Raw genomic sequence first — 14,248 nt, forward strand, 5'->3', positions numbered from 1 at the left:
GCTGTGTGTCTCACAGCATAGTCATGCCCGCGCAAGGCGCGGGCGCCAATCGCCGATATGAAACCAGTTCAGTTACATATCGGCGCAAAAAAATCAGCGCTTGCGGCGCTCCCCGGCGGCGCGCTCCACGTCCGCCAGCATGCCGGCGATGGTGATCTCCGCCAGCGCGCCGTCCATCGCCGCCTGCGCGCGGTCGGCGGCGTGCTTCAGCGCGCCGGTGATTTCCCGGCCCACCATGCACGCCGGGTTGGGCGCGCTGTGGTGCAGGGCGATCAGGGCGGTCGACTCCACCGCGCGGAACACGTCGAGCAGCGTGATCGACGCCGCCGCGCGCGCCAGCGAGGCGCCGCCGGTGCTGCCCATCGCGGTGCTCACCAGCCCCGCTTCGGCCAGTTGCCCGATCAGCCGCCGGATCAGCGCCGGGTTGGTGCCCACGCTGCCGGCGATCAGCGACGACGGCAGCGGCGCGTCGGCGCTGGCCAGCAAGGTGAGGATATGGACGGCGACGGCGAAGCGGCTGCTGGTGGTCATGGGGGAGCGCAATCCGAAGCGCGATGTGAAACCATCATAGTTACAGATGCGGGCGACTGTCAAGCCGCGGCTCGCCGGCGCGCGGGTGGCGAGGCAGGCCGGCCGCGTGCCGCGACAGTGGCGTTCATATTGAAAAATCGCGGGAAACCTGCGCAAAACGCGACATTCTGGCCCGCAGGCAGCGGAAGAATGCCGGTATCGGCACTGAAACTGATACACTCACCCGCAGCGCAGCAGTCGGCGCCAGGCAGCGGGTGATCCGGGCCGCGCGCTGCCGTTCATGTGAACGGCAGTCCCCAGGAAGGGCCGCCCGAGGGCGGCGCAGCGCAGGCCGGAACCGCCGCCGTGCTTATCTTTTTATTCAGTCGCGCGGTCGCGAAGAAAATCGAAAAAATCGAATCGGGAGCAGCAAGTTGTCGGATCAGATGCCGGAGAACAGGACGGAAAACAAAAAACCCGCAAGGCTCGAAAGCGCTGCGGGTTTTCCGTTTGATCTGGTGCCCAGGAGAGGACTCGAACCTCCACAGTGTTGCCACCGCTAGGACCTGAACCTAGTGCGTCTACCAATTTCGCCACCTGGGCGGGCGTCGAAACAACCGAAGCGCTCATTATAGCGACCGCAATACGTTTGTCAAATACTATCCATAAAAATTGAATCAAAATAACTATCCGATCCCTAGCCGGGAAGAAATCCTCGGCGTCCTGAGGACGTCCGGGTCGCCCCTGTCGGCAGGCGACATCGCCAAGGCGCTGGCCGTCACGCGCAAGGAGCACGACGGATTCCAGAAACGCCTCGCCGCGATGGAGCGCGACGGCCAGATCGAACTCAACCGCAAGGGCCGCTACGAGCTGGCCCACCAGCCCAACTTCGTGACCGGGCGCGTGCAGGGCCACCGCGACGGCTTCGGCTTCCTGATCCGCGACGACGGCGACGACGACATCTTCCTGCCCGAGCGCGAGCTGCAGAAGGCGATGCACAACGACCGCGCCCAGGTGCGCGTGATCGGCTACGACCGGCGCGGCCGGCCCGAAGGCCAGATCGTCGAGATCATCGAGCGCGCCAACCGCTACGTGATCGGCCGCCTGCTCAGCGAAGGCGGCGTGCTGGTGGTGGCGCCGGAAGACAAGCGCATCAGCCAGGACATCCTGATCCCGCCCAAGTCGCAGGGCAAGGCGCGCGTGGGGCAGGTGGTCAGCGTCGAGATCATCGACTATCCCGACCGCTACGTGCAGCCGGTCGGCCGCGTGGTGGAAGTGCTGGGCGACATCGACGACCCCGGCATGGAGATCGAGATCGCGGTGCGCAAGTACGGCGTGCCGCACGAGTTCTCCGATGCCTGCGCCAAGGAAGCCGCCGCGCTGCCGGACGTGGTGCGCGAGTCCGACCTCGACCACCGCATCGACCTGCGCGACGTGCCGCTGGTCACCATCGACGGCGAGGACGCGCGCGACTTCGACGACGCGGTCTACTGCGAGCCGGTCAAGATCGGCCGCGCCAAGGGCTGGCGCCTGGTGGTGGCGATCGCCGACGTGTCGCACTACGTGCGTCCCGGCACGCCGCTCGACGCCGACGCGCTCGACCGCGCCACCTCGGTGTATTTCCCGCGACGCGTGATCCCGATGCTGCCGGAGAAGCTCTCCAACGGCCTGTGCTCGCTCAACCCGCAGGTGGACCGCCTGTGCATGGTGTGCGACGCGGTCATCACCGCCAAGGGCGAGCTCAAGGCCTACCAGTTCTATCCGGCCGTGATGCATTCGGCCGCGCGCCTGACCTACAACGAGGTCTGGGCCGTGCTGTCGAACACCAAGGGTCCGGAGGCGCACAAGCGCGCCGACCTGGTGCCGCACCTGCAGAACCTGTACGAGCTGTTCCAGGTCCTGCTCAAGTCCCGCCGCGAGCGCGGCGCGATCGACTTCGACACCACCGAGACCTACATCGTCTGCAATGCGCAGGGCAAGATCGAGCAGATCCTGCCGCGCACCCGCAACGACGCGCACCGCCTGATCGAGGAATGCATGCTGGCCGCCAACGTGTGCGCGGCCGACTTCCTCGAGCGTTTCAAGCATCCCACGCTGTACCGCATTCACGCCGGCCCGAGCGAGGAAAAGCTCAAGAACCTGCGCGAGTTCCTCAAGACCGTGGGACTGTCGCTGGCCGGCGGCGACAAGCCGCAGGCGGCCGACTACGCCGACGTGATGGACAAGATCAAGAGCCGTCCCGACGCGCCCATGCTGCAGACCATGCTGCTGCGCTCGATGCAGCAGGCGGTCTACAGCCCGGACAACATCGGCCACTTCGGCTTGTCGTACGAGGCCTATGCCCACTTCACCAGCCCGATCCGCCGCTACCCCGACCTGCTGGTCCACCGCGCGATCAAGGCCGTGCTGGCGCACACCAAGTATCAGCCGGCGTTCGCCCCCGGCACGACGCTGAACACCGCCATCGCGCCCAAGGCGCGCCGCCTGCAGGCCAAGGACGCCGCCGCCAAGGCCGAGCTGAGCGCCGCGCGCGCCAAGCGCAACGAAGCCATCTGGGACGAGCTCGGCCTGCACTGCTCGGCCAACGAGCGCCGCGCCGACGAAGCCTCGCGCGACGTCGAAGCCTGGCTCAAGTGCTACTTCATGCGCGACAAGCTCGGCAGCGAGTTCTCGGGCACGGTCAGCTCGGTCACGTCGTTCGGCATCTTCGTGCAGCTCGACGAGCTCTACGTCGAAGGCCTGGTGCACGTCACCGAACTGGGCAGCGACTACTTCCAGTACGACGAGGCGCGCAACGAACTGCGCGGCGAGCGCACCGGCATCCGCTACCGCCTCACCGACCGCGTGCGCGTGCAGGTCTCGCGCGTGGACCTGGACGCGCGCAAGATCGACTTCCGCCTGGTGCAGGAGCCGTCGGCCAAGAACCTGCGCGCCCGCGCGCCGGTCACCGAAGCCCAGCCGCGCGTGCCCGCCGCGCACGCCGTGCCGGCGCGCAAGAAGGGCCGCCAGCTGGCGGCGCTGCTCGGCGGCACCTCCAAGCCGGAAGAATCGTTCGACGAGACGCTCGACCGCGTGATCGAGGAGCAGCCGGTGTTCGAGGCCGTCATCACGCCGGTCAAGGCGCGCCCCGGACAGGGCGCCAAGCCCGCCGGCAAGCCGGCCAAGCGTGCCGCCAAGCCCAAGCCCGCGCATCTCGGCTCGGGCCCCAAGGGCGGCGGCAAACCGGCCGGCAAGAGCAGCCGCGCGGCGCGCAAGCGCTGATGCACGGCGGGGGCGCCATCACCGGCGCCCCCGCCGCGAACGCCCGGCGGGTGCCGGCGGGTACAATCCCGTCATGGCTAAACAAAAACTCCTGATCGGCTTTCACGCCGTCACCGCGCGCCTGCGCCAGGACGCCGCCGGCGTCACCGATGTCTACGTAGAATCCGCGCGGCGCGACCGCCGCATGCAGGACTTCATCCGCCTGGCCGAGAGCCTCAAGGTGCGCCTGCATCCGGTCGATGCCGAGCGCCTGCGCGGCATGGCCGGCACCGACCGCCACCAGGGCGTGGTGGCCCGCGCCGAAGACGTGGCGCTCGCGCTCAACCTCGACGAACTGCTCGACGGCATCGAAGGCACGCCGCTGCTGCTGGTGCTCGACGGCGTCACCGACCCGCACAACCTCGGCGCCTGCCTGCGCGTGGCCGACGGCGCCGGCGCGCACGCCGTGATCGCGCCCAAGGACCGCAGCGTCGGCCTCAACACCACCGTGGCCAAGGTCGCCAGCGGCGCGGCCGAGACCGTGCCCTACATCACCGTCACCAACCTCGCCCGCACCCTGCGCGAACTGCAGGAACGCGGCATCTGGGTGGTCGGCACCGCCGACGGCACCGACAAGACCGTCTACGACGCCGACCTCAAGGGCCCCATCGCCCTGGTAATGGGCGCCGAAGGCGAAGGCATGCGCCGCCTCACGCGCGAGACCTGCGACGAACTGGTCGGCATCCCGATGGCCGGCGGCGTGGAAAGCCTCAACGTTTCGGTGGCCAGCGGCGTGTGCCTGTATGAAGCGGTGCGCCAGCGCCGCCTGCCGCGCTGACGCCATGACGGCGGAACGCGACGCGCAGTCGCTGGCGGCCGCGCGCGGCCTGGTCGCCGATGCCGCCAGCATCATGGTGCTGACCGGCGCCGGCGTATCGGCGGAGTCCGGCGTGCCGACGTTCCGCGACGCCATGACCGGCCTCTGGTCGCGCTTCGACCCCGAGGAGCTCGCGCAGGAAGACGCCTACCGGCGCCAGCCCGCGCTGGTCTGGGCGTGGTACCTGCACCGGCGCGAACTGGTCGCCGCCACCCATCCCAACCCCGCCCATCTCGCGCTGGCCGCGCTCGCCGCGCGCAAGAAGGTCACGCTGGTCACGCAGAACGTGGACGGCCTGCACCAGCGCGCCGGCAGCCGCGACGTGATCGAGCTGCACGGCAACCTGTTCGCCGACAAATGGCTGGACGGCTGCGGCCGCTGCGACCCGGTCACCGCCATCCCCGGCACGCCGCCGCGCTGCGGGCTGTGCAACGCCATGATGCGGCCCGGCGTGGTGTGGTTCGGCGAAGAACTGCCGCGCGTGGCGCGCTATCGCGCCGAGCACGCCGCCGAAACCTGCGATCTGTGCCTGGTGGTGGGCACCTCCGGCCTGGTCTACCCGGCCGCCGGCCTGCCCGGTGTCGCCAGGGACCACGGCGCGCACGTCATCGTGGTCAACCCCCAGCCCTCGGCGCTGGACCAGACCGCCGACATCGTGCTGCGCGGGCCGGCCGGGGTGGTGCTGCCGCGCTTGTGGGACGAGGCCGCGGCGCCGGCCTGAGCGCGCCGGCGGCAAGCCGATCGGGTTCGTGTAAGGCGATGTACATCCCGGATGTACATCGCCCGCCGCCGTGCTAGACTTCCTGCATCCAGTGCTTATCAGGGGGCTGCCATGCACCACACCCGCATCTTCCGCAACGGGAATTCGCAAGCGATACGGATTCCCGCCGACCTTGCCTATCCGGACAGCGACATGCCGCTCGAGATCGAGCGGGTTGGCGACGAGTTGCGCATCCGCCCGGCGCGCAAGCGCCTGACCGGGCTGCTGGACGTGTTCGCGGCGTTTCCCGAGGATTTCCTCGCCGGCGGGCGCGAACGGCAGGAGCAGGCCGAACGGGACGGGCTTTGATGGCCAGGTACATGCTCGACACCAATATGTGCATCTACCTGATGAAGAACCAGCCGCCGCACGTGGCGCAGCGGCTGGAAGCGTGCTTCGAAGGGGATGTGGTGCTGTCGGCGGTGACGCTGGCGGAACTGGAATACGGCATCGCCATGTCGCGGGAGCCGGAAGCGGCCCGCCGCGCGCTGGCGGCGCTGGTGGCGCGCGTGCCGGTGCTGCCGCTGACGAGCGCGGCGGCGCGCGCCTATGGTCCGATCCGCGCGGCCACGCGCGAGCGCAAGGCCGACGCGCTGGACAAGCTGATCGCGGCGCACGCGCTGGCCGAGGGCGCCATCGTCGTGACCAACAACGTGCGCGATTTCGCCGCCTACCCGGGTGTCAGCGTCGAAGACTGGTCGGTGCCGCCGGCGGCCTGAGCCGCCACGCTCAGCGCGCGATCAGCGCCTCCAGCTTGACCGCATCCGCCGCGAACAGGCGGATGCCGTCGGACAGCTTCTCGGTGGCCATCTGGTCCTCGTTGAGTTGCCAGCGGAAGGCCGCTTCGCCGCATTCGATGCGCGCGATGTTGGCGGCCTGGGCCTGGTCCACCGACAGCCTGCGCTCGACCTGGCCTTCGGTGGCGGCGAGCTTTTCGAGCAGGTCGGGGCTGATGGTCAGCAGGTCGCAGCCGGCCAGCGAGAGGATCTGTCCGGTGCTGCGGAAGCTGGCGCCCATCACTTCGGTCGCGTAGCCGAATTTCTTGTAGTAGTCGTAGATCTGGCGCACCGAGCGCACGCCGGGATCGTCGTCGCCGGCGTTGGCGGCGGCGTCCCATTTGTCGCCGGCCTTCTGCTTGTGCCAGTCGAGGATGCGGCCGACGAAGGGCGAGATGAGCTGCGCGCCGGCTTCGGCGCAGGCCACCGCCTGGGCCAGCGAGAACAGCAGCGTCATGTTGCAGCGGATGCCTTCGCGCTGCAGCACCTCGGCGGCGCGGATGCCTTCCCAGGTGGAGGCGATCTTGATCAGCACGCGCTCGCGCGCGATGCCGCGCTGCTCGTAGAGGGCGATCAGGTGGCGCGCCTTGGCCACGGTGGCCTCGGTGTCGAAGGACAGGCGCGCGTCGACCTCGGTGGAGACGCGGCCCGGCACGATCGCGAGGATCTCGCAGCCGAAGCCGATCAGCAGCGCGTCCATGACGGCGTCGCGGCCTTCGTTGTCGCGCACGGCCTGGTCCAGCAGCGGGCGGTACTCGGCCTTCTGCACGGCCTTGAGGATCAGTGAGGGATTGGTGGTGGCGTCCTGCGGCGTGTACTGCTTCATCAACTGGAAATCGCCGGTGTCCGCCACGACGGTGGTGAACTGCTTGAGCTGATCGAGCTGGTTCATGGTCGGTGAGTCGCTGTTAGAGAGGGTGGATGGCGCCGCGGCCGGCATGCCGGGCCGCGCGTGCCGCCGTACATCGTTGCGCTCCCGGCAGGGGAGGGCGGTGCAAGGCGCAATGCCTTGGCCGGCGCCCGGAGCCGTCGTGCGGGGGCCGGGCGCCGGCCTCGCAGCCATTGTACCGCCGCCCCGCGCCGCCTCCGGCGATGCCACGGCATTCCGGTACACTATGCGGTTTCCCCCAAGCAGACGGGCTGTTGTCATGACTCAGGATGAACTCAAGGCGCTGGTGGCGCAAGCCGCGGCGGACTATGTCGAGAAGGAAGTGCCGGCCGGCGCGGTGCTCGGCGTGGGCACGGGCTCCACGGCCAACCTCTTTATCGATGCGGTGGCGGCGTTCAAGGGACGCTTCGCCGGCGCGGTCTCCAGCTCGGAGGCATCCACCCGCCGCCTGCAGCAGCATGGCTTCAACGTGCTGGACCTCAACGAGGTCGACGAAATCCCCGTCTACGTGGACGGCGCCGACGAGATCGACGCCAGCGGCGCCATGATCAAGGGCGGCGGCGGCGCGCTCACGCGCGAGAAGATCGTGGCCTCGGTGGCGCAGCGCTTCGTCTGCATCGCCGACGGCAGCAAGCTGGTGGAAGTGATGGGCGCGTTCCCGCTGCCCGTGGAAGTGATTCCGATGGCACGCGCCGCGGTGGCGCGCAAGCTGGCCGCGCTGGGCGGCCAGCCGCGCCTGCGCATGACGAAGGAAGGCGGCATCTACAAGACCGACAACGGCAACGTGATCCTCGACGTGGCCGGCCTGAAGATCGCCGACCCGAAGGGCCTGGAAGAGGCCATCAACCACGTGCCCGGCGTGGTGACGGTGGGCCTGTTCGCGCTGCGCGGCGCGGACGTGCTGCTGCTGGGCACGCCGGAAGGGGTCAAGCGCAGCGATTTCTGAGCCGCGCGCCAGGATTTCCGGCCGACAAAAAGGGTGCCTCTCGCGGCACCCTTTTTTGCGCTTCACTGCCGCGGCACCTGGCCGCGGGCAGCCGCCATCACGCCTGCGGCGGCGGCACGTAGCCCTGGGCCTGGTCGGCGCCGTCGCCGAAGAAATACTTCTCGGTCTGCTTGAGCAGGTACTGGCGCGCGCGCGTGTCGGCCATGTTGAGGCGGTTTTCGTTGATCAGCATGGTCTGGTGCTTGAGCCAGCCGGCCCAGGCTTCCTTGGACACGCTTTGCCAGATCTTCTTGCCGAGTTCGCCAGGCAGCGGCGGCAGGTCGAGCCCTTCGGCTTCCTTGTTGAGCTTGACGCATTGGACCATGCGGGCCATGGGGAACTCCTTGTAGTCGTGTGATGTGGCCGGCGCGGCGGGCGCGCCGCGCCATTGCAGGGCGCTATTGTAGCGAAGCGGGGGCGCGCCTTCCGGCTACCCCCACGGTCGTCACAGTTTTTTCATCAGTACCATCGACTTGCGCTGCCAGTTGTAGAGCTTGCGCTTGTCTTCGGGCAGGTCGTCCACGTTGGCATGGACGAAGCCGCGCTTGAGGAACCAGTGTTCGGTGCGCGTGGTGAGCACGAACAGGCGGTCCAGCCCGAGGCTGCGCGCGCGGCGCTCGATGCGCTTGAGCAGGCGCTCGCCGTCGCCGGTGCCCTGCGCCTCGGCCGACACGGTCAGGCAGGCCATCTCGGCCATGCCTTCGCGCGGGTAGGGGTAGAGCGCGGCGCAGCCGAACAGCACGCCGTCGTGCTCGATCACCGAGAAGTTGGCGATGTCGCGCTCGATCAGGTGGCGCCCGCGCGGCACCAGCGTGCCGTCCTGCTCGAGCGGGGCGATCAGCTGGACGATGCCGCCGACGTCGTCGAGCGTGGCTTCGCGCAGGCTTTCGAGGTCGGTGTCCGAGATCATGGTGCCGACGCCGTCGTGCAGGAACAGCTCCAGCAGCACCGAGCCGTCCAGCTCGAACGGGATCAGGTGGGCGCGCGGCACGCCGCCCTTGAGGGCCTTGACCAGGTGTTCCAGGTAATAGGCCACTTCGGGCGGCAGGTGGTTGTTCTGCAGCCGCTCGACGGCGGTGCGCAGCGACATTTCCGGCATCAGCCGGCCGGTGGCGTCCTGCACGCCGGACACCTCGGTGATGAAGACCAGCTTGTCGGCCTTGATGGCGGTGGCGGTGGCGCTGGCCACGTCTTCCATCGACAGGTTGAAGGCCTGGCCGGTGGGCGAGAAGCCGAGCGGCGAGAGCAGCACGACCTTGCCGTGCGAGAGCGACATGCGGATCGACTCGCCGTCGATCTTGCGCACCAGGCCGGTGTGCTGGTAGTCCACGCCTTCGACGATGCCGACCGGGCGCGCGGTGACGAAGTTGCCGGAAATCACCGACAGCTGGGCGCCGGCCATCGGCGTGTTGGGCAGGCCCTGGCTGAAGGCGGCCTCGATGTCCAGGCGCAGCTCGCCGGCGGCTTCCTTGGCGCATTCGAGCGCGGCGTTGTCGGTGATGCGCACGCCATCGGCGAACTGCGACTCGACGTGGCGCAGCGCCAGTTGCTCTTCCACCTGCGGGCGCGAGCCGTGCACCAGCACGATCTGCATGCCCATCGCGTGCAGCAGCGCGACGTCGTTGACCAGCGCATTGAGCGTGCCGGCCTTGACCAGCTCGCCGGCGAAGGCGATCACGAAGGTCTTGCCGCGGAACGCGTGGATGTAGGGGGCTACCGCGCGCAGCCAGTCGACGAACTGCTGGTGGTCCGGCGCGCCGCGCTCGGCCGCCTCGGAGGCGGGGGCGGAAAACGGCGCGGCCGGGGGCGCGGAGGGGTCGGGGACGGGCAGGGGCTCGTCCTTTTCGGACGGCGCGGGCGCGTCGGCTAGCGAGTCGGTTCTTGCATTCATGCCGCGGATTATAATCCCGGCCAATGTCAGCACAACGCCCCGCCAAACCTTTGCCGCCGGATCGGAAAACCGAGGCCGGCCAGCCCGCGCCCAAGGCCGCTCCCGCACCCGTCCAGACGCCCGCCCGGCCTGCCGCCCAGCAGGGGCGGCGGCCCGGTCATGCCGGGCCGCCCGGCGGCGCGCGCGCGGGCGCCGCTATGTCCGCCGCCGCGTCCGCCGCCATGCCCGCCGGCGCGCCGGAAGGCCGCGCGCCGGCGCGCGGGGACGGGCGCCGGCCAAAGCCGGTGGACGCCGCCGCGCCGGCCGGGCCGCGCCCGCCCAGGCCGCCGCGCGAGGGCCGGCCGCGCGCGGAAGCCGCCGCCCGCCCGCGCCGCGTCGCCACGCCGCTGCCGCCGCTGACCTTCCCCGAGGCGCTGCCGGTGTCGGCGCGCCGCGAGGAGATCGCGCAGGCGCTGCGCGACCACCAGGTGGTGATCGTCTCGGGCGAGACCGGCTCCGGCAAGACCACCCAGCTGCCCAAGATCTGCCTGTCGATCGGGCGCGGCCCCGGCACGGACGGCGGCGGCGGGCTGATCGGCCATACCCAGCCGCGCCGCATCGCCGCCACTTCCACGGCCAAGCGCATCGCGCAGGAGATCGGCACGCCGCTGGGCGAGCACGTGGGCTACCAGGTGCGCTTCAACGACACCATGTCGCCGGGCGCCTCGGTCAAGCTGATGACCGACGGCATCCTGCTGGCGGAAACCCAGACCGACCCGCTGCTGCGCGCCTACGACACCATCATCATCGACGAGGCGCACGAGCGCAGCCTCAACATCGATTTCCTGATCGGCTACCTCAAGGAGATCCTGCCGAAGCGCCCGGACCTCAAGCTCATCATCACCTCGGCCACCATCGACGCCAACCGCTTCGCCGAGCATTTCGCGCAGCGCGGCAGGCCGGCGCCGGTGATCGAGGTGAGCGGGCGGCTGTACCCGGTGGAGATCCGCTACCGCCCGATCGAGAAGGACGCGCCGGCCGACGGCGCGCCCAAGTCGGCGCAGAGCAAGGACCGCGACCTGTTCGACGGCATCGTCGAGGCCGTGGACGAGCTGTGCCGGCTCGGCCCCGGCGACGTGCTGGTGTTCCTGCCCGGCGAGCGCGAGATCCGCGAGGCGGCCGAGGCGCTGCGCAAGCACCATCCGCCGCACACGGAGATACTGCCGCTGTTCGCGCGGCTGTCGGTGCAGGAGCAGGAGCGCGTGTTCCGCCCGTCCAACGCGCGCCGCATCGTGCTGGCCACCAACGTGGCCGAGACCTCGCTGACCGTGCCCGGCATCCGCTACGTGGTCGATACCGGGCTGGCGCGCGTCAAGCGCTACTCGTACCGCAACAAGGTCGAGCAGCTGCAGATCGAGGCGATCTCGCAGGCCGCCGCCAACCAGCGCGCCGGGCGCTGCGGCCGGGTGGCGGACGGCGTCTGCATCCGGCTCTACGAGGAATCGGACTTCATCGGCCGCGCGCGCTTCACCGATCCGGAAATCCTGCGCTCCTCGCTGGCTGCGGTGATCCTGCGCATGAAGGCGCTCAGGCTGACGGCGATCGAGCAGTTCCCGTTCATCGAGCCGCCGCTGGGCCGCGCCATCGCCGACGGCTACCAGTTGCTGCAGGAGCTCGGCGCGGTCGAGAGCGCGGGCGACGACGCCAACGCGCTGACCCAGACCGGCCGCCAGCTCGCGCGCCTGCCGCTGGACCCGCGCGTGGCGCGCATGATCCTGGCCGCGCGCGAGCATCACTGCCTGCGCGAGGTGCTGATCATCGCCAGCGCGCTGTCGGTGCAGGACCCGCGCGACCGTCCGCAGGAGGCGCAGGAAGCCGCCGACCAGGCGCACCGCAAGTTCATGGACGAGAAGTCCGAGTTCCTCGGCTGGGTCAAGCTGTGGAAGTGGTTCGAGGAAGCGGTGGCGCACAAGAAGACCAACCGCCAGTTGCAGGACCAGTGCCGCGCCAATTTCCTCTCGCACGTGCGCCTGCGCGAATGGCGCGACGTGCATTCGCAGCTGCTGACCACGGTGACGGAGCAGGGCTGGCGCCTCAACGAGAGCGAGCCGACCTACGAGCAGGTGCACAAGGCGCTGCTGACCGGCCTGCTTGGCAACGTCGGCTGCAAGCTCGACGAGGCCGACGGCCGCGGGCGCGAATACCTGGGCGCGCGCGGTATCAAGTTCCACCTGTGGCCCGGCTCGCTGATCGCGCGCAAGGTGGGCCGCTGGATCATCGCCGCCGAGCTGATCGAGACCAGCCGCCTGTTCGCGCGCACGCTCGCGCGCATCGAGCCGGAATGGCTGGAGCAGGTGGGCCGCCACCTGCTCAAGGTGAGCTGGAGCGATCCGCACTGGGAGAAGAAGTCGGGCCAGGTGATGGCGATGGAGCGCGCCACGCTGTACGGGCTGGTGGTCTACCAGCACCGCCGCGTGCACTACGGGCCGATGAATCCGGCCGAGGCGCGCGAGCTGTTCATCCGGCGCGCGCTGGTGGAAGGCGAGTTCGACACCCGGCTGCCGTTCTTCGCGCACAACCAGCGCCTCACGCGCGAGATCGAGAATCTCGAGCACAAGGCGCGCCGCCAGGACGTGCTGGTCGACGACGAGCTGATCTTCGCGTTCTACGACCGCCTGATCCCGGCCGACATCCACCAGCAGGCCACCTTCGAGCAGTGGTACCAGGCCGAGAGCGCGCGCGACCGCAAGCTGCTCTACCTGAACCGCGAAGAGCTGATGCGCCACGAGGCGGCCGGCATCACCACCGACCTGTTCCCCAAGATCCTGCCGGTGGCCGGCGTGGACATGGCGCTGACCTACCACTTCGAGCCCGGCAGCCACCGCGACGGCGTGACGCTGACCGTGCCGCTGTACGCGCTCAACCAGGTGCGCCCCGAGCGGGCCGACTGGCTGGTGCCGGGCATGGTCAAGGAGAAGGTGCACCTGCTGCTCAAGTCGCTGCCGCAGAAGCTGCGCCGGCATTGCGTGCCGCTGCCCGACTACGCGGCCGGCTTCGTCGAGCGCAACCCGTTCGGCGAGGGCGAGCTGCTCGACGTGCTGATCGCCGACATCCGCGCGCAGACCGGCACGCTGGTCAGGCGCGCGGACTTCAAGCTGGAGACGCTGCCGGCCCACCACGCGATGAACTTCAAGGTCATCGACGAGCACGGCCGCCAGCTCGACATGGGCCGCAACCTGGCGCAGCTGCGCGCCGAGCTGGGCGGGCAGGCGCAGCAGTCGTTCCAGAGCATCGCCGCGCAGTCCGCCTCGCAGGCGCCGGCGGCCGAGCCGGGCCAGTACGAAGGCCTGACCAGCTGGTCGTTCGGCGAGCTGCCGGAACTGCTGGAGATCCGCAAGGGCAACCAGACGTTGTTCGGTTATCCGGCGCTGGTCGACCACGGCGCGCATTGCGACGTGGAAGTGTTCGACGATCCGCAGGAAGCGGTGCGCGTGCACCACGCCGGGCTGCGCCGCCTGTTCGCGCTGCAATTGCGCGAGCAGGTGAAGTTCCTGGAAAAGAACATTCCCGGCCTGCAGCAGATGGCCATGCAGTACATGACGCTGGGCACGCAGGAAATGCTGCGCGACCAGATCGTCACGGTGGCGCTGGAGCGGGCCTGCCTGCAGGCGCCGCTGCCGCGCAACGAGGCCGAGTTCGCTGCGCGCAAGGAAGAAGGGCGCTCGCGCCTGAACCTGCTGGCGCAGGAGATCGCCCGGCTGGTGGGCGCGGTGCTGGCCGAGTACGCCACGCTGCCGCGCAAGCTGGTGCAGGCCAGGCCGTTCGCCGCCGCGCACGCCGACATGGAAGCGCAGCTGGTGCGGCTGATGGGCAAGCAGTTCGTGACGGACACGCCTTACCAGCAGCTGGTGCATTTCCCGCGCTACCTGAAGGGCATCGCCATGCGCATCGACAAGATCAAGGGCGATCCCGCGCGCGACGCCCAGCGCCTGCAGGACATGACGCCGCTGCTGCAGCAGTGGCAGCGCGCCGAGAAACAGTTGCGCCAGCAGGGCCGGGGCGTGGAGGACGCGCGCCTGGACGAGTTCCGCTGGATGCTCGAAGAGCTGCGCGTGGCGCTGTTCGCGCAGGAGCTGCGCACGCCGGTGCCGATGTCGGTGAAGCGGCTGCAGAAGGTGTGGGAATCCATGCAGCGGTGAGCGTTGGACGGCGGGGAAAGCCGAGGCTTTCCCCGCGGCTTTCCGTGTGCGGGCCGGTGCACCTTGCGACATTGTGACGAAGTGTTAGTTTGTTGCTTCAGGTCATCGGATCGCGGCCCTGAAACGTTAGAATGCCCGATTC

Annotated in this window: 11 protein-coding genes and 1 tRNA gene; 7 read left to right on the forward strand and 5 right to left on the reverse strand. The window is 69.5% G+C overall.

The features are described 5' to 3' along the window. Positions 1 to 93 precede the first annotated feature (93 nt). The gene (locus KF708C_RS22730) at positions 94 to 531 is read right to left on the reverse strand and encodes an Rrf2 family transcriptional regulator (protein ID WP_059413363.1); all 438 of its coding nucleotides are present in this window, start codon (positions 529 to 531) and stop codon (positions 94 to 96) included. A 495-nt stretch (positions 532 to 1,026) separates the two neighbouring features. Then, positions 1,027 to 1,113 (reverse strand) — tRNA-Leu (locus KF708C_RS22735). A 69-nt stretch (positions 1,114 to 1,182) separates the two neighbouring features. Here KF708C_RS22735 and rnr point away from each other — a divergent pair. From rnr to KF708C_RS22760, 5 genes are all read left to right on the forward strand, one after another. Continuing rightward, positions 1,183 to 3,771: a ribonuclease R gene (rnr, locus tag KF708C_RS22740; RefSeq protein ID WP_029044104.1), complete on the forward strand. Its 2,589-nt coding sequence runs from the start codon at positions 1,183 to 1,185 to the stop codon at positions 3,769 to 3,771. Between the two features lie 73 nt (positions 3,772 to 3,844). Continuing rightward, positions 3,845 to 4,588 (forward strand): 23S rRNA (guanosine(2251)-2'-O)-methyltransferase RlmB, encoded by a 744-nt coding sequence (rlmB, locus tag KF708C_RS22745; RefSeq protein WP_020205303.1) that lies wholly within the window; start codon positions 3,845 to 3,847, stop codon positions 4,586 to 4,588. A 4-nt stretch (positions 4,589 to 4,592) separates the two neighbouring features. Continuing rightward, positions 4,593 to 5,348 (forward strand): SIR2 family NAD-dependent protein deacylase, encoded by a 756-nt coding sequence (locus tag KF708C_RS22750; protein ID WP_059413422.1) that lies wholly within the window; start codon positions 4,593 to 4,595, stop codon positions 5,346 to 5,348. Between the two features lie 111 nt (positions 5,349 to 5,459). Beyond that, positions 5,460 to 5,696 carry an antitoxin gene (locus KF708C_RS22755; RefSeq protein WP_020205305.1) on the forward strand — a complete coding sequence of 79 codons (237 nt, stop codon included), beginning with the start codon at positions 5,460 to 5,462 and terminating at the stop codon, positions 5,694 to 5,696. Further along, positions 5,696 to 6,106: a type II toxin-antitoxin system VapC family toxin gene (locus KF708C_RS22760; RefSeq protein ID WP_059413364.1), complete on the forward strand. Its 411-nt coding sequence runs from the start codon at positions 5,696 to 5,698 to the stop codon at positions 6,104 to 6,106. Before KF708C_RS22755 ends, KF708C_RS22760 begins: the two co-directional genes overlap by 1 nt. A 10-nt stretch (positions 6,107 to 6,116) precedes the next feature. Here KF708C_RS22760 and tal read toward each other — a convergent pair whose 3' ends face one another. Continuing rightward, positions 6,117 to 7,055, reverse strand: a complete 939-nt coding sequence (gene tal / locus KF708C_RS22765) for a transaldolase (RefSeq protein WP_020205307.1) — start codon at positions 7,053 to 7,055, stop codon at positions 6,117 to 6,119. Positions 7,056 to 7,311: 256 nt separating this feature from the next. On the opposite strand from tal, the gene rpiA reads away from it, so the two are divergent. After that, positions 7,312 to 7,998, forward strand: coding sequence for a ribose-5-phosphate isomerase RpiA (gene rpiA / locus KF708C_RS22770; RefSeq protein ID WP_059413365.1), 687 nt, complete (start codon positions 7,312 to 7,314; stop codon positions 7,996 to 7,998). 97 nt (positions 7,999 to 8,095) lie between these two features. Here rpiA and KF708C_RS22775 read toward each other — a convergent pair whose 3' ends face one another. Continuing rightward, positions 8,096 to 8,371: an oxidative damage protection protein gene (locus KF708C_RS22775; RefSeq protein ID WP_020205310.1), complete on the reverse strand. Its 276-nt coding sequence runs from the start codon at positions 8,369 to 8,371 to the stop codon at positions 8,096 to 8,098. Between the two features lie 111 nt (positions 8,372 to 8,482). Then, positions 8,483 to 9,928, reverse strand: a complete 1,446-nt coding sequence (gene argA, locus KF708C_RS22780) for an amino-acid N-acetyltransferase (RefSeq protein ID WP_059413366.1) — start codon at positions 9,926 to 9,928, stop codon at positions 8,483 to 8,485. 197 nt (positions 9,929 to 10,125) lie between these two features. On the opposite strand from argA, the gene hrpA reads away from it, so the two are divergent. Then, entirely contained in the window at positions 10,126 to 14,106 is a 3,981-nt protein-coding gene (gene hrpA, locus KF708C_RS22785; RefSeq protein WP_059413367.1) for an ATP-dependent RNA helicase HrpA, read from the forward strand. The last annotated feature ends 142 nt before the right edge of the window (positions 14,107 to 14,248 follow it).

Source organism: Cupriavidus basilensis, from assembly GCF_000876015.1.
Lineage (GTDB): Bacteria > Pseudomonadota > Gammaproteobacteria > Burkholderiales > Burkholderiaceae > Cupriavidus > Cupriavidus basilensis_B.